Origin of the sequence: Streptomyces coacervatus (assembly GCF_029223485.1) — a bacterium.
Taxonomy (GTDB): domain Bacteria; phylum Actinomycetota; class Actinomycetes; order Streptomycetales; family Streptomycetaceae; genus Streptomyces; species Streptomyces coacervatus.
Genome location: NZ_JARHTP010000004.1, coordinates 1 through 20,592, shown reverse-complemented (window position 1 = coordinate 20,592; position 20,592 = coordinate 1). Strand labels below are relative to the sequence as shown.

Annotated in this window: 15 protein-coding genes and 2 pseudogenes; 5 read left to right on the top strand and 12 right to left on the bottom strand. The window is 71.1% G+C overall.

What is annotated here, in order from left to right; genetic code table 11:
* Window positions 1-112: 112 nt before the first annotated feature.
* Complete coding sequence (gene abmR / locus P2Q00_RS10945; RefSeq protein ID WP_275771910.1) at window positions 113-691, bottom strand: ATP-binding transcription factor AbmR; 579 nt, start codon at window positions 689-691, stop codon at window positions 113-115.
* A 325-nt stretch (window positions 692-1,016) separates the two neighbouring features.
* Between abmR and P2Q00_RS10940 the strand changes: the two genes are divergently transcribed.
* Window positions 1,017-1,451, top strand: a complete 435-nt coding sequence (locus P2Q00_RS10940) for a protease inhibitor (protein ID WP_275771909.1) — start codon at window positions 1,017-1,019, stop codon at window positions 1,449-1,451.
* A 139-nt stretch (window positions 1,452-1,590) separates the two neighbouring features.
* Here P2Q00_RS10940 and P2Q00_RS10935 read toward each other — a convergent pair whose 3' ends face one another.
* From P2Q00_RS10935 to P2Q00_RS10920, 4 genes are all read right to left on the bottom strand, one after another.
* The gene (locus P2Q00_RS10935) at window positions 1,591-1,968 is read right to left on the bottom strand and encodes an STAS domain-containing protein (RefSeq protein ID WP_275771908.1); all 378 of its coding nucleotides are present in this window, start codon (window positions 1,966-1,968) and stop codon (window positions 1,591-1,593) included.
* Between the two features lie 166 nt (window positions 1,969-2,134).
* A complete protein-coding gene (locus tag P2Q00_RS10930) occupies window positions 2,135-3,142 on the bottom strand; it encodes a Ppx/GppA family phosphatase (protein WP_275771907.1) in 1,008 nt (335 codons plus the stop codon).
* Between the two features lie 39 nt (window positions 3,143-3,181).
* Complete coding sequence (locus P2Q00_RS10925; protein WP_275771906.1) at window positions 3,182-3,676, bottom strand: methyltransferase family protein; 495 nt, start codon at window positions 3,674-3,676, stop codon at window positions 3,182-3,184.
* A gap of 108 nt (window positions 3,677-3,784) precedes the next feature.
* Complete coding sequence (locus tag P2Q00_RS10920; protein ID WP_275771905.1) at window positions 3,785-5,287, bottom strand: MFS transporter; 1,503 nt, start codon at window positions 5,285-5,287, stop codon at window positions 3,785-3,787.
* A gap of 115 nt (window positions 5,288-5,402) precedes the next feature.
* Here P2Q00_RS10920 and P2Q00_RS10915 point away from each other — a divergent pair.
* Window positions 5,403-5,483 (top strand): annotated as a pseudogene (locus P2Q00_RS10915) (transcriptional regulator); the annotation flags it as partial.
* 39 nt (window positions 5,484-5,522) lie between these two features.
* Entirely contained in the window at window positions 5,523-6,044 is a 522-nt protein-coding gene (locus P2Q00_RS10910) for an SRPBCC family protein (RefSeq protein ID WP_275771904.1), read from the top strand.
* Window positions 6,045-6,048: 4 nt separating this feature from the next.
* Here P2Q00_RS10910 and P2Q00_RS10905 read toward each other — a convergent pair whose 3' ends face one another.
* From P2Q00_RS10905 to P2Q00_RS10885, 5 genes are all read right to left on the bottom strand, one after another.
* Window positions 6,049-8,868, bottom strand: coding sequence for an NHLP bacteriocin export ABC transporter permease/ATPase subunit (locus P2Q00_RS10905; RefSeq protein WP_275771903.1), 2,820 nt, complete (start codon window positions 8,866-8,868; stop codon window positions 6,049-6,051).
* Between the two features lies 1 nt (window position 8,869).
* Entirely contained in the window at window positions 8,870-11,092 is a 2,223-nt protein-coding gene (locus P2Q00_RS10900) for an NHLP family bacteriocin export ABC transporter peptidase/permease/ATPase subunit (RefSeq protein ID WP_275771901.1), read from the bottom strand.
* The gene (locus P2Q00_RS10895) at window positions 11,089-11,895 is read right to left on the bottom strand and encodes an HlyD family efflux transporter periplasmic adaptor subunit (RefSeq protein WP_275771899.1); all 807 of its coding nucleotides are present in this window, start codon (window positions 11,893-11,895) and stop codon (window positions 11,089-11,091) included. The genes P2Q00_RS10900 and P2Q00_RS10895 overlap by 4 nt, the downstream gene beginning before the upstream one ends.
* A 121-nt stretch (window positions 11,896-12,016) precedes the next feature.
* Window positions 12,017-12,232 carry a type A2 lantipeptide gene (locus P2Q00_RS10890; protein ID WP_099933477.1) on the bottom strand — a complete coding sequence of 72 codons (216 nt, stop codon included), beginning with the start codon at window positions 12,230-12,232 and terminating at the stop codon, window positions 12,017-12,019.
* A gap of 489 nt (window positions 12,233-12,721) precedes the next feature.
* Entirely contained in the window at window positions 12,722-13,135 is a 414-nt protein-coding gene (locus P2Q00_RS10885) for a PaaI family thioesterase (protein ID WP_275771897.1), read from the bottom strand.
* Between the two features lie 190 nt (window positions 13,136-13,325).
* Here P2Q00_RS10885 and P2Q00_RS10880 point away from each other — a divergent pair, with 190 nt between their 5' ends.
* Window positions 13,326-14,744, top strand: a complete 1,419-nt coding sequence (locus P2Q00_RS10880) for a S1 family peptidase (protein ID WP_275771896.1) — start codon at window positions 13,326-13,328, stop codon at window positions 14,742-14,744.
* A gap of 140 nt (window positions 14,745-14,884) precedes the next feature.
* On the opposite strand, the gene P2Q00_RS10875 is transcribed toward P2Q00_RS10880, so the two are convergent.
* Complete coding sequence (locus tag P2Q00_RS10875; RefSeq protein ID WP_275771895.1) at window positions 14,885-17,038, bottom strand: PP2C family protein-serine/threonine phosphatase; 2,154 nt, start codon at window positions 17,036-17,038, stop codon at window positions 14,885-14,887.
* 335 nt (window positions 17,039-17,373) lie between these two features.
* Between P2Q00_RS10875 and P2Q00_RS10870 the strand changes: the two are divergent.
* Window positions 17,374-17,898: pseudogene (locus P2Q00_RS10870) on the top strand (response regulator transcription factor); the annotation flags it as partial.
* Here the strand turns inward: P2Q00_RS10870 and P2Q00_RS10865 are convergent.
* Entirely contained in the window at window positions 17,821-19,929 is a 2,109-nt protein-coding gene (locus P2Q00_RS10865; RefSeq protein ID WP_275771893.1) for an ATP-binding cassette domain-containing protein, read from the bottom strand. The pseudogene P2Q00_RS10870 and the gene P2Q00_RS10865 overlap by 78 nt on opposite strands.
* Window positions 19,930-20,592 lie beyond the last annotated feature (663 nt).

Sequence of the window (20,592 nt, the reverse complement as noted above, 5' to 3'; positions counted from 1 at the left end):
GCGGGCATGGCGGCCGTCCTCTCGACGGTCTGCCGACCGTACGGCCGTGGGCAGAACCCGCACCAGAGGACGGTTCATCCATCTTTTCCGCCGGGAGTGTATGAATCCTCCATCACTTGTCGTCCGGCGCCGAGGCGTCGGTCGGGGTGTCCGTCGATGCATCCTCCGGTTCCGCGTCCGGGCCCTGTGCCCGTACCCGCTGGACGTGTTCGAGGGATTCCCGCAGCTCGGCGAGCCAGTCGTCGGTGTGGCGCTGGACCAGGCGCACGCACCAGGCGAGGGCGTCGCTGCGGCTGCGGGCCACACCACCGGCGATCAAGGTGTCGAGGACCTGCCGCTCGGGCTGGCGCAGCCGGGTCATCACGGGTGCGGCGACATGCGTGAACAGGGCGTGCTCGTCGCCGCACTCGACACCCCAGGACACTTTCCGGCGGAACCGGTGCTCGGCCTCGCGGGCCACCTCGATGCGCGCCTCGCGGGTGCGCTCCCGGAACTCCTGGATCCGGGCCTGTGTCGCGGCCTCCCGCTCGGCGTCCGATGCGCCCTCGGCGAGCCGCGGTTCGGCGATGCGGCCGATCACGGTGATCTCCTCGCGGTCGACCGTGAGCTCGACCGGCTCTTCGAAGAGATCGTCGGGCAGCCGGCCTGCGAACCAGCCGCGCAGCTTCTCTCGTTGCTCTGTCGTAATCATGTAATGACGATTACTCGCCGCGCTCATGAACGCAAGGGGGTGCGGGGGAGTCCGCCGACAGCTCAACCGGAATGTTTCAGGCCTATTAACGAAGCGTAGGAAACCAGCCACTTGGCTGCTTCGGGCGATCAAGAACCGCTCAGTTCCGGGGTTTGAACGTTCGAATTCCGTGACTTCACGCCACTGTTTCAACACGCAAGGTTACTGAAACGCGTGGGGTCGAGGTGTATTTCGGCGGCGGACTCGGCAGACTCGCGCTCGCCGGTCCGGCACCAACCCGACTGCGGTCCGGCACACCCTCGAATCCTGCGGAAGGATGCACACAATGCGGAACACCGCGCGCTGGGCAGCCACCCTCGCCCTCACGGCCACCGCCGTCTGCGGACCCCTGACCGGGGCCGCCCTCGCCGACCCGGCCGCCGCCCCCGCCTCGCTCTACGCCCCCTCGGCCCTGGTGCTCACCCTCGGCCACGGCAACAGCGCGGCCACCGCGACGCCGCTTCGCGCCGTCACCCTGAGCTGCGCCCCGACGGCCTCGGGCACCCACCCGGCCGCCGCCCTCGCCTGCGCCGAACTACGCAGCGCCGCCGGCGACTTCGACGCCCTGTGGGCGAGAGACGACGCCCTGTGTACGAGGCTTTACGACCCGGTCGTCGTCACGGTCGACGGCGTCTGGCAGGGCAAGCGCGTCTCCTACGAACGGACCTTCAGCAACGAGTGCGTGAAGAACTCCTACGGGACCAGCGTCTTCACGTTCTGAGAGACCGGGATCGCGGAGCCCTCGTGCACATCTGAAGAGGCGCGCTTGTGGGGAGTGCGAGTCCCTTGTCGCGGGGTACCCGTTGATCTCGCACCAGGGGTCGGCAGGGCGGAGTGGGGCCGCCCGCCGACTCCTGGGATCAGTTCCGCCCCTCCCCGGGGATCGCGGGGAGGGGCGGAAAACGTGCCAGCAGTCCCGCACCGCCCAGCAGCCGGCGGATGCCAGGTGCGTCGGAGACGACACGCAGCCGACCGCCGCGCTCCCTGGCCCGCGACTCGGCCCGGCACAGCACCCGCAGGCCCGAGCAGTCGAAGAAGTCGACCTGACGCAGGTCGACCAGCACGTCCGGCTGTGGCCCCGCGGTCGCCGCGTCGAGGTGCTCCAGGAGGAAGGCCACGGTCGCCAGGTCGATTTCACCCACGACCTCCACCACGGTGAACCGGCTGCCGGCCCGAGTGCGGGCATGAGGGTTCGCCGCGGGCGGTTGGAAAGCGCGGTCGTCCGCATGCGGCGTCATGTCCGCTCCACCTAGGCATAGGGCGCATTCGATCTCGGTAGTTACCCCGACGCGCGGGGGAACATCCCCGACACGCCGAGCGCAAGATCTAGTTCACTCGACCTGGTGAATTGCAGTGGAAGTGCTTGACGTTTCGCGTGTGCAACGACTGACCGGCGCCCTTTCTTCAGGGTGTCGCGGCCGCGACACGCAGGGGCACCGGATCCTGGGGAGGGGGTGCCTCGTCGAGGCGGTTGATCTTCGCCCACCAGGATGCGCCGTCCTCGATCTGGCGCAGCAGGATGCCTTCACGGATCGCCCAGGGGCAGATCGTGACCGCTCTGAGGCCGGTCAGCTTCATCGCGGTGTGGGCGACCACCGCGCCGGCCAGGCTCTGTTCGGCGCGCGGCGCGGAGATGCCGGGGAGCCGGGCGCGTTCGGCGGCGGGCAGAGCGGCCAGACGGCCGACCGCAACACGTAGGTCCGAGCGCTCCAACTGCCGTTCCATGAACGGGCCGTGGCGCCCGGGCGGCGCCCCGCACAGCCGTCCCAGCTGCTGGAACGTGCGTGAGGTGACCACCGCCGTGCGCGGTCCCTCCCAGCGGATCCGCGCGGCGACGTCCCGCAGCTGGTGCCGGACCCTGCGGCGCAGCGCCCGTACCTGGTCCGGCGCAGGCGGGTCCGCTCCCTGGAAGAACTCGTGGGTCAACCGCCCCGCACCGAGCGGCAGCGAGGCCACGAAGTCCGGCAGCCGGCCACGTCCGAAGGCCACTTCGAGCGAACCGCCGCCGATGTCCAGCAGCGCGAGGGGCCCCGACCGCCAGCCCATCCAGCGCCGCGCCCCGAGGAACGTCAGCTCGGCCTCGACCTCCCCGGGCAGCGTGCACAGACCGACCCCGGTCCGCGTCCGGACGGTGCGCAGCACCTCCCGGCGGTTCGGAGCGGCGCGCACCACGGCGGTCGCAAACGCAAGGGGTCCGGTCGCACCCCACCGGATCGCGGTCCGTCTCGCCTCGGCGACCGCCCCGGAGATCCGGTCGACGTCCTCCTCGGGAATGCTGCTCCCCGGCTTCACATGTTCGGACAGCCTCAGACGCCACTTCTCGGTGTGGACCGGCAGCGGCACCCCGCCCTCCGCGTCCGCCACAACCAGCCGAACCGTGTTCGACCCCACATCCACCACGCTGATTCGCATGGGCCAGGGGGTACCCAATTACGGTCGGTTCAACGCCCGTTACTCCCCGCGCCAGGGCGTCAGCCGTGGCCACCAGCCCGGCACCGCGCGCCGGTAACGGGTGTAGTCGGCACCGAACCTGCGGGTCAGCGCGGGCTCCTCGTACCCCTTGGCGAACGCCCACATCGCCACTCCGGCGCAGGCGCCGTACCCGAACAGCACCGGCCGGGCGAGCAGCAGTCCCTGGCCGCCGATCGCCGCGACCACGGCGACGTACATCGGATTGCGCACGTACCGGTACAGCCCGCCCACCACCAGGTGCTCGGGCGGCGCGACCGGCGCCGGTGTGCCCAACCCCTCGACCACGAAGCGGACGTAGGCCGACAGCAGGACGACCGCCCCCGCGGCCAGCGGGACCAGACCGAGCACCCGCGCGGGCGGCCACCAGTCGCCGGCCCGCCAGTCGGTCAGCCACCACGGCAGCAGGACGACCACACTGCCGGGCGCGAGGAACAGGAAGACCGTGGTCCCGAGGGCCGCCGCAGTTTTCCGCATACGGCCACCATGGCAGCGCAGAGGGGCCGCCGTCTCCCTGCGGACGGCGGCCCCTCGGACCGGTTGCGGCTCAGGTCGAAGCGATCAGATGCGCACGACCCGGGCCTCTCACATGTGGACGACCGGTGCGGCGTCCGCGTCCTGCTCCGGCACCCCGCGGCGGAAGAGTGCGAAGGCGAGCACCGCGCCGACGGCGAACAGACCCGCCGACCACCAGAAGGCGGTGGTGTAGCTCTCGATCGTCGCCTGCGCCTGGACCAGCTTGCTGGTGGCGTCCTTGCCGGCCAGGTAGTCGGTCGCGGCGCTCGCGGCGAGGGTGTTGAGCAGCGCCGTACCGATCGAACCGCCCACCTGCTGCATGGCGTTGACCGTGGCGGAGGCGACGCCCGCGTCCTCGGCCGCGACCCCGCCGGTGGCCAGCTGCATGGCCGCCGGCATCACCAGGCCGAGGCCGACACCGGTCACGATCAGCTGCGGCAGCACCGCGCTGACGTAGCTCGAACCGACGCCGATCCCGGTCAGCCAGGCCATGCCGGCCGCGGCGATCGCGAAGCCCAGTGGGATGGCCACCTTCGGTCCGACCCGCGGCACCAGCACCGTCGTGCCGAGCTGCGCCGCCACCATCAGCGCGCCGACCATCGGCAGGAACGCCACACCGGTCTTGGTCGGGCTGAAGCCGAGGTTGAGCTGCAGGTAGTAGGTGAGGAAGAGGAACACCCCGAACATGCCGCCGCCCGAGATCAGCACGGCCAGGAACGAGGCCGCCCGGTTGCGGTCCAGCAGGATGCGCGGCGGCAGCAGCGGGTGGGCGGCCTTGGTCTGCCACCAGGCGAAGGCCGCCAGCAGCACACCGCCCGCGATCAGGAAACCCCAGGTCAGGGCGGAACCCCAGTCATGTGTCTCGGCGTTGGAGAAGCCGTAGACGAGGGAGAACAGACCGGCGGCGACGAGCACCGTGCCCGGTACGTCCAGCTTGGAGTTTCCGGCGTCGCGGTGGTTGGTCAGCAGCAGCCAGCCGCCCACGAAGGCGACGACGGCGATCGCGACGTTCACATACAGCGTCCAGCGCCAGTCGAACGCATCGGTCAGGACACCGCCGAGCAGCAGGCCCACCGCACCACCGGCACCGGCGATGGCGCCGTAGACGCTGAACGCCCTCGCGCGCTCGCGGGCATCGGTGAACGTGGTGTTGAGGAGGGAGAGCGCCGCCGGCGCAAGCAGTGCGCCGAAGGCTCCTTGCAGGGCCCGCGCGGTGACCAGCATGCCGAAGCCGTTCGCTGCGCCGCCCAGCGCGGAGACGGCGGCGAAGCCGACGACACCTATCAGGAAGGCCGTCTTGCGGCCGAAGAGGTCGGCAATGCGGCCGCCGAGCAGGAGCAAGGATGCGAAGGCCAGCGCGTAGGCCGTGACGATCCACTGCCGGTTGCCGTCCGAGAACCCGAGGTCGGCCTGGGCCGACGGCAGGGCGATGTTCACGATGGTGGCGTCGAGGACCACCATCAGCTGCGCGACGGCGACGACCGCGAGGATCCACCATCGCTTCGCGGAGGCCGCGGAGGCCGCCTCGACTGCACCCTGCTGGGCGCTGTCGGTCAAGGTCTTCTGGGACATGGAGAACCACTCCAGGGAAGTCGTTCGGGAAGCCGAGAACGAAACGGTTTCGTACAGCAGCAGCTTAGACCGCCAGTGAGCGAAACGGCAACGTTTCGCTAGGTGTGGTCTCGGTCTCAAGGTGCTGCGGGAAGCGGGCCTGGTGCGGGTACGGCAGGATGCGCAGCGTCGCGTCTATGCGCTCGACCCGGCGCCGGACCATCCCGAGGAACCCGCCCCGAAGGACTGATCCACCATGGCCGCTGATCTCACCGGCACCTATCTGACCCTGGACGACGGCCGTCCGGCCGTCCGCTTCAGCCGTACCTACGACCATCCCGTCGAGCGCGTCTGGCAGTTCGTCACCGACGCCGACGAACTCGCCCAGTGGTTTCCGTCGCGTGCCGACATCGACCTGCGACCCGGCGGTGCGATCGCCTTCAGCGGCGACCCGAACATGCCGGAGTCGACGGGCCGGGTGCTCACCGTCCACGCACCGCGCCACCTCTCCTTCGAGTGGGGCGGCGACGAACTCCACTTCGACCTGGAGGAGGTCGGCGACAAGCGCACCCGCTTCACCCTCACCAACGTCCTGCAGGCCGCCGATACGGCCGCCCGCAACGGCGCCGGCTGGGAGGTGTGCCTGGCCGCCCTGGACGCGAAGGCGCGGGGTGAGCGATCAGAGGGACCGCAGGCCGGCGCACCCTGGAAGGAGCTCTACCAGGCGTACATCGACGCAGGCATCCCCTCCGGGGCGCCGGCCCCCGGCATGGACTGACCCGTCACGCCATCTGCCGCCGCACCAGCTCGTGCAGCCGCCCGCCCGTGTCCGCCAGCAGCTGCGCGGGCGGGCCCTGCTGGGCGACCTTGCCGTCCTCCATCACGATCACGCGGTCCGCGTCCAGGACCGTGGACAGGCGGTGCGCGATGACGATGCGGGTGGCGTTCAGGGCCTTGGTGGACTCGATCACCGTGCGCTGTGTCTCGTTGTCGAGGGCGCTGGTCGCCTCGTCGAAGAAGAGGATCCGCGGCCGGCGGATCAACGCCTGGGCGATCATGAGGCGTTGGCGCTGGCCGCCGGAGACGGCACCGCTGCCCTGGACGATGGTGTGCAGGCCCATCGGCATCCGCTTGATGTCCTCGGCGAGACCGGCCATCTCGGCGGCCGCCATCGCCTCCTCCGGCGTGTACGGCTCGGTGCCGCAGATGACGTCCAGGATGGAACCGGTGAACGGCTGCGCGTGCTGCAGCACGACCCCGCACTGCCGCCGCACGGCCGACTGGTCGAGCGCGCCCAGGTCCTGGCCGTCGTACAGGACACTGCCCGAGACCGGCTTGTCGAAGCCGATCAGCAGTCTGAGCAGCGTCGACTTGCCGCAGCCGCTGGGGCCGACGATCGCCACGAACTCGCCCGGGCGAATGTCGAACGACACGTCGTCCAGGACCAGTGGACCGTCGTCCGTGTAGCGGAAGGAGAGCCGCCGCGTCTCGATCGCGCCGGACAGCGGGCCCGGCCGGGTGCTCGCCGTGCGCACTTCCGGCGTGGCCTCCAGCACCGGCTTGATCTCCTCGAACAGCGGCAACGCGGCCACCGCCGAGACGAACGCACTGGTCAGCGAGGTGACCGAGGTCAGCACCATCGTCACCGAGGTGTTGAAGGTCAGGAACGCGGCCGCCGACATCACGCCGCGCGCCGGGCCCGCAAGCAGCATGAACATCAGCAGGGTGCACAGCGGCAGATAGACCGCGCCCAGCACCGTGGTGAGGTTCTTGATCCGGCCGACCTTCTGCTGCAGTTCACGGCTGTGCGCGAACTCCGAGGCCCAGGCCGCGTAGGCATAGTTCTCGGCCGCCGCCACCCGCAGCTTCGGCAGGCCGCGCAGGGTCTGGAAGGCCTGGTTGTTCAGCTTGTTGCTGAGCACGACCAGTTTGCGCTGCCAGCGCACCTGCCACAGGCCGAGCCCGAGGAACACGCTCGCGATGACGACCAGCATGGCGATCGCCGCCAGCGCCATCGAGGGGCTGTACCAGAACAGCAGCCCCAGGTTCATCGCGCCGACGGTCACCGACTGGGCGACGACGGGCCCGAGTCCCGCCATCAGACGGCGGATCGAGCTGATGCCCATGGCCGCGCTGGCCAGCTCGCCGGTCGAGCGTTCGGTGAAGAACTTGGTCGGGAGTCTGAGCAGCCGGTCCCAGACGGCCGGTTGGAGCGTGGCCTCGATCCGGCCCTCCAGCCGGAGGATGGTGAGGTTCTCCAGCAGCATGAAGGCCGCCGCCACGATGCTGGTGAGCATCACGGCCAGACAGACCTGGGCGATCAGCCCCGTCTGCGCCTTCGGCACGAACTCGCCCAGCACCTTGCCGGTCGCGATCGGCACCAGCGAGCCGATCGCCACCGTCACCAGACCGCTGAGCAGCAGGCCGGACAGGTCGCCGCCGGTGCCGCGCATGCTGAACCGCAACAGCCGCAAGGGGCTCAACGTCCGCTCGGGCAGCGGACGGTAGAACATCACCGCGCGCGGCTCGAACTCCTCCGCGTTGGCCTTCTCGATCGGCGTCTCACGTCCGGTCGACGGATGTACGGCGACGTATCCGCCGCGCCGCCACAGCAGCGCGACCGGCGCACCCGACAGGGCGCGATGGCCCACCAGGGGGCCGACGTTGTCGCGCCACCAGCTGCCGTCCAGGCGTACGGCCCGGGTACGGACGCGGGAGGCGATCGCCACCAGCTCCACCGGGTCGAGGCGGTCGCTCTCCGTCCCGCTCTGCGCGGGCTCGGCAAGCGTGATCCCGGCCGCCTCGGCCACCAGCTTGCACGCCGCGTACGAGGCGTCCGCGTCGGCGGCCGTGGTGCGCTTGCCGGACGACTTGCCGATGGAGGCGAGCAGCGTGCGGTCGGCCTGGGCGCGGACCGCCTCGCCCGCCTTGATACCGGCGGCCGTCCGCGTCTCGTGGGTGCGCTCCAGCTGCTCGATCCAGCGGTCCAACGTGGTCAGCAGCCGGTACTGCTGGTCGACCATGCTCTGCCAGATCGCAGGATCCATCAGCAGATCGGCGGCCGCCTCGGCGCCGTACAGCGAGCCGTACTGCACGCTGCCCGGCGGCACCTGCATCCAGAAGACGTCGTCGTCGGTGATCTCGGCGGCGCGCTCGGTCGCCATCGGTGCCTGGAAGAGCACGGACAGGCTGCGGCCCACGCCTAGGGCGAGGGCGTACTCCAGGGGGCTCGTCGTCGGCGGCACGTACTGGGCGTTGCCGTACTCGTCGTAGGACCAGGTCTGGGTGTCGGCCGTCTGGTACAGCTCGCGCAGGCCGATGCGGTGCACCACGCAGTCGCGCAACGGGCGGGCGACCAGGGTGTGCTGGGGGCCGGGGACCGGGCCGAGGATCAGCGACCCCGCCTCCAGGCGGCCGAGGTGGTGCCAGTGGCCCTGCTGCACGGCGTCCACCGCGAACAGGTCCAGGCTGCCGGCCGCGACCAGCCACAGCACCTGGGGACCCTCCAGATCGAGCCGGGTCAGGCCCGAGCAGTCGACGTAGGTGCCCATGGAGCCGAGGGCGCTGAGAACCACGTCGCCTTCGTGTTGTGCGGTCGTCATCTCATCGCTCCCTGACCAGCGCCGCGTACGCGCCGCCGCGCGTCACCAGGTCCTCGTGTCGTCCGCGTTCCACGATCGTGCCGTGCTGCAGTACGACGATCTCGTCGCTGTCGCGCACCGTGCTGAGCCGGTGGGCGATCACCACGCAGGCGCAGCCGCGCTTGCGCAGGTTGTCCATCACGACCTGCTCGGTCTCCGCGTCCAGCGCGCTCGTCACCTCGTCGAGGACCAGGATGCTGGGGCGGCGCACCAGCGCCCGGGCGATCTCCAGGCGCTGACGCTGCCCGCCGGAGAAGTTGCGGCCGTCCTGCTCGACCCTGCTCTGGATGCCGCCGGGGCGGCGCATCACGACGTCGTAGAGGGCCGCGTCCCGCAGGGCGTCCACGACGGCGTCGTCCGGGATCGACGGATCCCACAGCGCCACGTTGTCGCGCACCGAGCCCTCGAAGAGGAAGACCTCCTGGTCGACGAAGGAGACCGAGGCGGCGAGCGCGCCGCGCGGGATGTCGTCCAGGCGCTGTCCGTCGATGCGGATCACGCCCTCCCAGGGGGTGTACAGGCCGGAAATCAGGCGGGAGACCGTCGACTTCCCGCTGCCTGAGCCGCCGACCAATGCCACCTGCTGGCCGGGGCCGACGGTCAGGTCGAAGCCGGTGAGCAGGGGCTTGTCGAGCGGGTTGTAGCCGAAGGTGATGTTCTGCAGCTCGACGTGGCCGTGCAGGCGGCGCGTGGAGTCGCCGGCGCCCGGGCGGCCGTAGAGCGGGTCGGCCTGGAAGTTCTCGACGTCCTTGAGGCGGGCCACGTCGGCGGCGAAGTCCTGGATGCGGCCCGCGACGCCGTTGAGGCGGGTGATCGGGGCGGTGAAGCGGGTGACCAGGGCCTGGAAGGCGACCAGCAGGCCCACCGAGATGCCGCCCTCGACCGCGCGCAGGCCGCCGATCCACAGGATCAGGGCGCTGTTGAGCGAGGCCAAGGTCGGCGCGACCACGCCCAGCCAGGCGCTCGGCACACCGAGCCGCTGCTGCTCCTCCAGGGTGGTGGCGTGCTGTCCGGCCCACTTGCGGAAGTAGCCGTCCTCGCCGCCGGTCGCCTTCATCGTCTCGATCAGCTGCAGCCCGGTGTAGGCGGTGTTGGTGAGCCGGGCGCTGTCGGCGCGCAGCTTCGCCGTCCGGGTGGCGCGCAGGCGGATCACGACACGCATGGCGACGATGTTCAGCACCGCGACGCCGATGCCGAGGAACGTCAGCTGCGGGTCGTAGGTGTAGAGCAGGACGGCGTAGAGCACGACGACCACGGCGTCGACGCCCGCAGCCGCGAGGTCGCGGGCCAGGGTCTCGGCCACCTGGTCGTTGGACTGCAGCCGCTGCACCAGGTCGGCCGGGCTGCGCTGGGCGAAGAACGTCACCGGAAGCCGCAGCAGATGCCTGAGGAAGCGGGCGCTGGAGAGGGTGGAGGAGATGATGCGGCCACGCAGCAGGTTCGCCTGCTGCAGCCACGTCAGCACGATCGTGAGCAGCACGGACGCGCCCATCGACGCGAACAGCACACCGAGCAGCGAGGTCTGCCCGCCGATCAGGAACTCGTCGATGTACGTCCGGCTGAGCGCGGGCACCGCCGCACCGACCGCCACCAGCAGCAGGCTCGCCAGCACCGCGGCGGGCATGGTGCCCGCGGTGCCGCGCAGCCGGGCCGGCATCGCGCCCAGAATGCCGGGTTTGCGGCCGCCCTTGGTGAAGCCCTCGCCGGGCTCCATCACCAGCACGACACCGGTGAAGCTGCCGTCGAAGTCCTCCATCGGCACAAAGCGGCGGCCCTTGCCGGGGTCGTTGATGTACACGCCGCGGCGGCCGAAACGGCGCCCCATGCCGTCGTAGACGACGTAGTGGTTGAACTCCCAGAACAGCACGGCCGGCGTCTTCACCTCGGAGAGGGCGGCCGTGTCCATCTGCATGCCCTTGGCCGTCAGGCCGTAACTGCGCGCCGCCTTCAGCAGGTTGCTGGCGCGCGAACCGTCGCGGGAGACACCGCAGGCTATGCGCAGCTCCTCCAGCGGGACGTGCTTGCCGTAGTGGCCCAGCACCATCGCGAGGGAGGCGGCGCCGCACTCCACGGCCTCCATCTGCAGGACCGTGGGCGTGCGGACGGTCTTCGCCCTGCCCTTGGGGACCGGGCGCTTGGGCGGAGCGGCGCGGCGCCTGCTCCGTGTCTCCTGTGCGGTGCTCACGGCAGCAGCCAATCGACGGGACGCTGATCGGCCAGCCGGATCGAACCCGAGGCCAGGGTCATGGAGGTGAGGCTGAACGGCGGCCCGTCCGCGGACGACCACTTGTAGCCGCTCTTCGTGCCCGACGACTTGTCCAGTTCGACCAGTACGGCCACCGGGCGGCCCTTCTTGGTGAACTGCTCGCCCAGCTGGCCGTCCCCGAGGAACGCGGCGATCTCCTGGGACGACTGCGCCGAGCGGTCCACCGACTTCACATGGCCGCGCAACACGCCGTACGTCTGGGTCGGCACCGACGAGACGGTCAGGTCCACGGTCGCGTTCGCGGGGATGGAGGCCGCGTTCTCGGCGGGGACGTAGACGGTGGCGTACAGCGGGTCGTCGGCCTTGGCGACCTTCTCCACGGCGGCGACGTTCGCGCCGGTCTGGATGATCTGGCCGATGGTCGCGGCGAGCCCGGTGATCCGGCCTGCGGCGACCGTGCGGACGACGGTGGCGCCCTGGGCCGTACGGACCTTCAGCACGGGGGAACCGGCCGGCAGCCGCTCGCCCTGCTTGGCGAGAACCGCCGTGACCTGGCCTGCGACGGGGCTCTGCAGGATGTAGCTGCCCTCACCGTGCGTGAGGATGGCGGGCGCGCCCACCGTCGAGGTCACCGAGCCGGTCACCGCCCACACGGAGGCGGCCGCCATCGCGACCACGGTCACCGACAGGACGAGCCAGCCCTGAGGGCGGGCGAAACGCACCGGAAGATCGAGCTCCTCCGGCGACTGGAGCTTGGCGAGGGCCTGCTGGCGGAACTGCACGGAACTTTCCCTCACCTGAAAACGAGAGAGGACCGGCTCGCAAAAACCGGCTGGTTTACGGCAACCGAAGGCCCCGGAGCCAGAATGCGGCTCCGGGACTCGACGATCACAAAAGGCGCGATCAGAGACCGGCAACCAGGCCCGTGATGGGGGCGGTGTTCAGGCCGGTGACACCCTCGACGGTGCCGACGACCGTGTCGACCGTGCTGGAAACGGGAGCAATGCCGTCCAGCGCACCGGTGACGGAGTTGACAGCGTTGATGGACAGGCCGCCGGAGACGGCGTCGAGCTCGGCGTCCGAGATCTCAACGGTCTCAACACGGGGGGTGGAGTTCATGATGGAACTTCCCTTCGTATGGATATTTCACAAGGGGGGAGCGGCCCCCCTCTGGGGACAGAGCGACGGCCGCGACCGCAGGCGCCGGGCGCCCGTTTCCAGGAACCCTTCGCGGCTCCTGCGGTGCGATGGATCAAAGCACGCTGCGGGCACGCGCTTCCAATCAACCAACGGCCTCACCAGGCAACTTGAGCCCCAGGGACACCCATCCGTGCAGGCTTGCGCACGGTGTGATGGCGAGTTCTTCACATGCGTCACGGCATCGGTTCGTCCACGGTCTTGCGGCCTCCGCGACGAATCCGACACTCCCGTCCCAATGGCGTGGCGGACGCTTCCGGTGTGTGCAGATCACCTGCACTCGGTGACTTGGTTGGGTATTGGATGTGCAGATTCGCTGAAGCTTGTTTTCCGATCAACGTTCTGAACAGACCGTTGTCGACCGACTGCGGACCGTGTCAGCCCGGAAGTGCTCAGCCGAGAAGTGCATAGTCAGCCGAGAAGCGCATAGACCGTGCTCGCCCGCGCCGCGAGCTCACCCGACGCCTCGGCGGTCATCGAGATGTCCGCGAACGCCATACGGCGGCCCAGCTTGGTGAGCACCGCCTCGATCAGGACATCCGAACCCGTCACCGCGCGCTGGAACGACGTCGACTGCTGAACCGTCGTCATCGGTCCGTAGGCCCCGCGGGCGGCCGACACGGCGATCACGGTGGCCGTGTCGGCGGCGGCCATCAGTGCCTGACCCGACAGCCCGCCGCCTTCCCGTGACAGCCGGTCCGACCAGGGAAGTCGCAGTGTCGCCCGGTCGTCGGCCAAGGCCTCGACCGTCAGGCCCAGCTCAAGGACCCAAGGAGCGAAGTTGGCGGAGAGGATCTTGTCGGCTTCGGCGGTGGTCATCGTCATATGGGCGATTGTTCCCCGCGCCGGATCGTCGGACGCGGGTCATGGCCGATTCGCCGTCGTGCAAAGCGAGTTGGCAAACGGAATTGAACGCACCGTGCGACCCGTGCGTACCAACAGCCATCCAGGCGCCCCGAACAGAACAGCTGCCGAACGGCGGCACAGACTCCGGTCCCCCAGGAGGTCGAGAAGTTTGAGTCACAAGCGAATTCCGAAGCGCAAGGCCGCGATCGCGGCAGGCAGCGTCGCGGCGCTCGGCGCAGCCGCCATCCTGCTGCCGCACGCCAACGCGTCGCAGGACGGGGCGACGACCAACGCCGCCCCCAAGACCCTGAAGGCGACCGACGCCTCGGATCTCGCCTCGCAGCTGCAGAACCTGCTCGGCGACGCCTTCGCCGGTTCGTACTACGACTCCGGCACACAGCAGCTCACCGTCAACGTCATATCCGGCGACAAGAACAATGTGGTCGTCCAGGCGGAGAAGGCGGGCGCGAAGGTCCGCGAGGTCAAGAACAGCCTCGCCGCGCTGAAGGCGGGCGCGCAGACGCTGAAGGCCGACGCGACCATCCCGGGCACGGCGTGGGCGATCGACCCGAAGACCAACAAGCTCGCCGTCACCGCCGACTCCACGGTCACCGGCGCCAAGTGGGACAGACTGACGTCGACGGTCAAGAGCCTCGGCGCCGACATGGCGACCGTGAAGAAGTCCTCCGGCACCTTCAAGACGAAGGTGTCGGGCGGTGACGCCATCTTCGCCCAGACCGCCCAGGGCGGGGTCCGCTGCTCCCTCGGCTTCAATGTCACCGCCAGCGACGGCAGCCCCGCCTTCCTGACCGCCGGCCACTGCGGGGTCGCGGCCAAGCAGTGGTCCGACTCCCAGAACGGCCAGCCGATCGCCACCGTCGACCAGGCCACGTTCCCGGGCAACGACTTCTCCCTCGTCAAGTACGACGACGCCACCACCCAGGCGCCCAGCGAGGTCAACGCCGGCAACGGCCAGACCGTCCAGATCACGAAGGCCGCGGACGCCACCGTGGGCGAGACGGTCTTCCGGATGGGCAGCACGACCGGCCTGCACAACGGCCAGGTCACCGGGCTCGACGCCACCGTGAACTTCGCGAGCGAGACCGTCCCGGGCGGCACCGACACCGTCAACGGCCTCATCCAGACGAACGTCTGCGCCGAGGCCGGTGACAGCGGCGGCTCCCTGTTCACCCAGGACGGCAGCGCGGTCGGCCTGACCTCCGGCGGCAGCGGCGACTGCACCGCCGGCGGCGAGACCTTCTTCCAACCGGTGACCGCGGCCCTGCAGGCCACGGGCGCGACGCTGGGCGACGGCGGCGCGGGTGCGGGCGCGGGCGACCAGTCCGGCAGCGCCGACCCGTCGGCCTCTGCCGCCGACCCGTCCGCCTCGGCCGGTGACCAGGCGGGCGGCGGCGACGCGGTCGGTGGCGGCGCCGCGGCCGGCACCGCCGACCCGTCCGCGACGGCGGGCGACCAGAGCGGAGCCGGTGACCAGTCCGGGACCGGCGCCGGTGACCAGTCCGGCACCGGTGCGGGCGACCAGAGCGGGACCGGCTCGGACGGCTCGTCCCTCACCGGATCCCAGTGATCGAGCCCCGGCCGACCGATCGGGCGCCGATCCGCTGACGACAGACCCACTGATCGGCCTGCAGCGCGGTTCCGGTCGACGGTGGACGGTCCGGCCCTCCGGCGGGAGGGCCGGACCGCGTCATGTCCGGCGCCGCCTCCTCAGACCTCTGCACGGGCCCGGAGCAGCAGCAACGCCACGTCGTCGAGCCGCTCCCGCGCGGCGGTGCTGTGTCGTACGAGATGGTCGGCGAGCTCGTCCAGAGGCAGCTCTCCGGCTTCGGTGAGGCGCTCACCGAGTCCGGCGAGCGCGTCCTCGATGTCGACGCCGGGGGACTCGATCAACCCGTCCGTGTAGAGGGCGAGCACGGAGCCGGGAGCGAGATCGACCTCCGTCGTCGGGTAGACGGCACTGCCGTCGATGCCGAGCAGCGGGCCACCGGCGAGGTCGAGCACCCGTACCCGCCCGTCGGGGCGGCGCAGCAGCGGTGGCGGATGACCCGCCCGGGCCATCACGGCCCGCCCGCGCGCGGGGTCGAGACGCAGATACAGGCAGCTGGCGAACAGATCGGCGCCGAGATCGATCAGCAGCCGGTTGGTGCTGCCCATGACCTCCTCGGGGGCCTGCCCGACGGTGGTGTAGGCGCGGACGGCGGTCCGGATCTGCCCCATCAGCCCGGCCGCGGTCACATTGTGGCCCTGTACGTCGCCGATCACCGCCGCGGCTCCGCCTCGCGTCGGCACCAGGTCGTAGAAGTCGCCGCCGATCTCCATGCCGTGCGTGGCCGGCAGATAGCGGGAGGCCGAGTCGATGCCGGCCAGCGGCGGCAGCGAGTGCGGCAGCAGAGCCGCCTGCAGCCCGTGCGCCAGCTGGTGCTTGGCGTCATAGAGCAGGGCCCGCTCCAGAGCCTGCGCGATCAGTCCGCCCAGGCTCGTCAGCACCGCCCGCTCGTCCGCGGGGAACGGGTGCGGTTCCGCGTAGGCGAGCACACAGGTGCCCACCGGGCGTCCCGAGGCGATCAACGGCAGATACGCCCAGGCCGCGAAGCCATCGGGGGTGGCGTGCCGCGACGGGTAGAGGCGCTCCAGCTGCTCCCGGGAGTCGAAGAACGCCGGCACCCCGGTGTTCAGGGCGTGCGCACCCGGCGTCGGCTCCGCAAGCGGCAGCCCGTCGAACCGCTCCACGACCTGCGCGTCCGGATACCCGCGGTGCCCCAGCACATGCAGCCGCCCCGCCCGCGAACCGAGGACCACCAGCGCCTGGCTGCCCACCGCCGGTGCGATCTCGTCCGCGACCAGCTGCACCACGTCCTGCACTCCCACCGCCTCGGTCAGCGCACCGGCCAGCGTCAGCACCTGGGAGATGGTGACCAGCCGGGACGGCGCGTCGCCGGGCTGCGGCCCAGCCCGCCTCATCTCCGCCACCGCCCGCGCCCGGGTGACCCGCACACTGAGCCCGGTCGTACTGGGATACATCCGGAACGACAGCCAGTCCCCGGGCGGGCGCAGCGCCACGAACGAGGTGGTCTGCTGGCTCATCAGCGCGGCCCGGTAGCGGTCCTCGTACACGGGGTCGTTGAGCCAGGGCACCGACGCCCACAGCTGCGTGCCCAGCAGCCTGCTGACCGGGAGCCCGATCAGCTCGGCCGCCGCCGCGTTGGCGAAGGCGATCCGGCCGTGCAGATCGAGCGAGCACAGCCCGTACGGCAGCCGTGCCACCAACCGCGCCGCCTCCACCGTGCCGAGCGTGCCGGCCGCGCCGCCCATCGGCGGCACGCCCAGCAGATCCGGCTCGGGGAGCAGCGGGCGGCTCTCCTCCATGGCACGCTCCAGCCGCTTCGCGAGCCGGTCGCAGGCCGCGGTCAGATGCTCCCGCTCCCGGTCGGACAGCTCGGGCGGATGGGCGCCGGGCCAGGTCACGAAGACCGCGCCGTACGCCGTCGAGCCGGTCGCCACCGGTACCGCGGCCAGTGCGAAGGGATAGGGCAGCACCACGGCGATGCGCGGATAGCGGGCCGCCATCTCCTCCTCGCCGCCCACCCACACCAGTCGCCGGTCACGCACCGCCTCGGCGACCGGGATCGGCGCGCTGAGTCCCACCCGCTCCCAGGGCGCGGCGAAGGCCCGGGGCAGGCCTGCCATCACTGCCATCTCCAGCACCGGTTCGGCCGGCGACAGCAGATACACCGCGCCGGAGTGCGCCTGGACGTCGTCCATCATCGACGCCAGCGCCAGAGAGAGCAGGGGGCGGCCCACCCGCGTCCTTGCGGCCGCCGGTGCCTGTGCGGACGTCTGCCCGTCGGACACGCCGACCACCTCCTTGCACGGCCGGGCGACGGGTCCCAGGGATCAATCTGCCCCCTGGCGGCCGGTCGCGCACGGCGAGAGGTGGTCCGGACGCTGCCGCCCGGCCCGCGGATGGGCACAGCTCAGCCCCCGGCACGGTGAAGAACCCCTGTGTACCCACTCCGCCCCGGAGCATGCACTCTCAGTTGATGCGTGGGGCAGCGTGCAGGCGCCGTGCGTGCGCCCCCGCGCCCCCTGTTGGCCGGTTCTTCGCGCCCATGAACGGTCGCGGGCGCCAACAATGGGCACGCGTTCAACACCAATGCGACCGCAGACGGAAAGCTACGGAAAACTGAGGGGCGGCAGTGATCCGGGTACTTCTGGTGCACGACGAGTGTCTGGTCCGATCGGTGCTGGCGGACTGGCTGCGCAGAGAACCCGACCTCACAGTGGAGGACACGCCTTGGCGCAGCGCGCCCGGCCGGGTGCGGTCCCTGCGGCCCGACGTCTGCGCGGCGGACCTGGAGTGCGCCGACGCCTACGGCATCCCACCGCTCGGCGAGCTGCGGTCCAGAGACCCGGACACGGCACCGCCGAGACTTCTCGTGCTTGCCAGTGCGAACAGGCCCGGCCTGCTGAAACGGGCGATCGAGGCGGGGGCGCTCGGCTATGTCGACAAGGAGGCCTCGCCGGAGCACCTCGTGCACGGGATCCGTCGGGTCGCCCAGGGGGAACGTTTCATCAACGATTCGCTGGGCTTCGGCTTCCTCAAGGCCGCCGAGATGCCGCTGACCCGGCGGGAGCTGAGCGTGTTATCCCTGGCCGCCGAGGGTGCCTCCGTTGCGGAGATCGCCGGGAGCCTCCATCTGTCCCACGGGACCGTGCGCAACTACATGGCGGCCATCACCCGCAAGACCGGGGCCCGCAACCGCATCGACGCGATCCGGATCTCGCAGGGGGAGGGCTGGCTGTGACGGCACCGGTGTCCAGCTGCCGACGAGCTCCCGGTACAGCGGCGAGGTCTCCAGCAACTCGTGGTGGGTTCCGCACGCCGTACCCCGCCCGTCCATGACCAGCACCCGATCGGCGCGCCGGGCCGAGCTGATGCGGTGGGCGACCACGACCAGGGTGCCGCCCGGCCGCTGCGCGAAGGCACGCTCGGCGCGTTCCTCGGCCTGCGGATCCAGGTGACAGGTCGCCTCGTCGAGCAGGGCGAGCGGGGCGTACGACAGATAGGCCCGGGCCAGCGCGATCAGCTGCCGTTCGCCCGCGGAGAGCGCCGCGGGGTCGACCTGGGCGCCGGGCCCGCCGAGCGCGTCGACCAGCGGGCGAAGCCCGACGGCATCGGCCGCCGCGAGCAGCTCCGCCTCGGGCACGGGGTCCTGCCGGAAGTGCGCGAGGTTGTCGGCGACGGTACCGGTGAAGACGTACGCCTCCTGAGGAATGAGCACCCGCAGCCGAGCGGCCCCACCCGAGGGGACCGCCTCCCCACCGACCCGGATCGTCCCGTGCCGCGGCTCCAACATCCCCGCGACGAGAGCGGTGAGCGTGGACTTCCCGATGCCACTGGGTCCGACGACGGCCAGATGGGAGCCGGGAGCAAGGGTGAGGTCGAGGTCCTCGATCACGGGGGTGGCGGTGGAGCTGTAGGCGAAGGTGACGGAGGCGAGGGAGAGCGCGGGGGCGTGGTGGGCGCGGCCATGGTCGGTCGGGGTGTTGGTCGGGTCGGCAGGGGTGGGCGGGGTGTTGAGCCGGTCTGTGGGGGACGGCTGGCACTGGGCAGTGGTCGGATGGCTGCCTTGCCCGGCGGGTGTGGGCAGTGCCTTACGAGGCTGGTCATCAGGGGTTGGTGAAGTGGTGGGCGGATCTGTGGGTGTCAGTTCTGGCAGAGCCGATTCGGGGCGTTCGCCGTGGCTGCCTGTTGCGGTTCGTTTCGGGCGGGGTCCGGTGCTGCTGGGGCTGTGGGGCCGGGACAGCCGGCGTAGGACCACCGTCAGGCGTGAGCCGCTTGTGCCCAGGCCGTGGACCAGGTTGCGGAGGGCCGGGAGGAGGGACTGGGTGATGTAGGCGAGGGCGCCGACCAGGGCGCCTGTGGTGACGCCTTGGGCCAGGAGCCAGGGGGCGGCAGCGAGCAGCAGCACGACCGGGAGCTGGCCTCCGATGGCGAGCGCGGCGATGCGCAGGACGCCCCAGCGGGCGAGGGAACGGGCGGCCCGCAGTTCGGCGTCCACGAGTTCCCCCGTGTCGGCGGCGATCCGCTCCTCGGCGCCGGTGGCCGTGATGTCCCGCAGCCCCGGGCAGACGGCACCCAGCCGTTCGGCCAGGGCCTCGTCGGCGACGAGGAACGCCTCCTGCCTACGGGCCAACGGCCGCAGCGACGCCGCGAACAGGGCCACCCCGGCCACGAGCGGCGGCCCCACGACCAGCAGGAGCAGCGGGGCGAGAGAGAACAGCCCGAAAAACGCTCCCACCGCGGTGAACACGAACGACCGCGACACCATCACGAGCCCGGCGAAGGTGTCCCGCGCGATCTCCACCTGCTGGGTGAGCCCCGACAGCACCCCGCCGTCGGGATTGCGTACGCCGCGCGCGACCACCCCCTCCACGAGCCGGTCCCGGACGGGTTCGACCAGCGCGGCGACGGCCGCGTAGACCTGCCCGGTCCCGTACGCGCCCACGACGACACCGAGCGCGGCGACACCGAGCCAGGCGAGCCCCACCTCGGCCCGCCCGGCCAGGAACCCTGCATCGAGGGCCCGCGCCGGGGCGTACCCGATGACAAAGGTCTGCCCCGTCTCCAGCACGGACCACCCCGCGAGCCGCACCACGGCCCGCCGACGCTCCCGCAGATAGCGCAGGCCACGCACACGGATCCCCCCGGCCGTGACCTTGCCTTGCCGCGCACCGACCCGGTCGCTCATGTCGGCGCTCCGTACCCGGCCATCGCTGCCCGGAAGCGGGCGTCCCGCCAAGGACCCGTGCGCGCCCCCAGAGCCTGTGAACAAGCCCCCGCCTGGGCCGCGATGCCCGGCGTGCACGCTCGACCTCGCTCGCGCGCAGGGACCCCCGTGCCGCCGCAGAGCTCGTCCTTCGGGCGGACGACGGGGGTTTGTTCACAAGCCCTCACCGCACATTCCTCGCCCCGCAGCACACGCGAACCTTGCCACTGGACCCCATCGCGCAAGGTCGATACCCCCTCGCCGAGCCCGGCCGCGCAGCCGGCGTTCCGCCGCACCCCCTCGTTCCACGTCCGCACCCGGTTCCCGGGCATCGTCCGCATCCCGCCCCGCCGAAACCCGCAACCACCCCGGTGGCCCCCGCCGTTCACGCCCGCCCCCCGTCCCCGAACACCGCCCGGTACCCGGCGGCCGTCCGCCACAGCTCCGCATGCGTTCCCACTGCCCGCACCCGCCCCCCGTCCAGCCACGCCACCGCATCCGCCCGGGCCGCCGTGGCTGAGCGTGTCTGAAAGATCGTGTAAGTCCGTGATGTGAAAACCTGGCCCGGGGCTCGCCCGCGGGCCCTCGGGCCGGGCGGATCGGACGAGTCATGGCAGACAAAGACGAAGCGGCCGCGTATGTGGC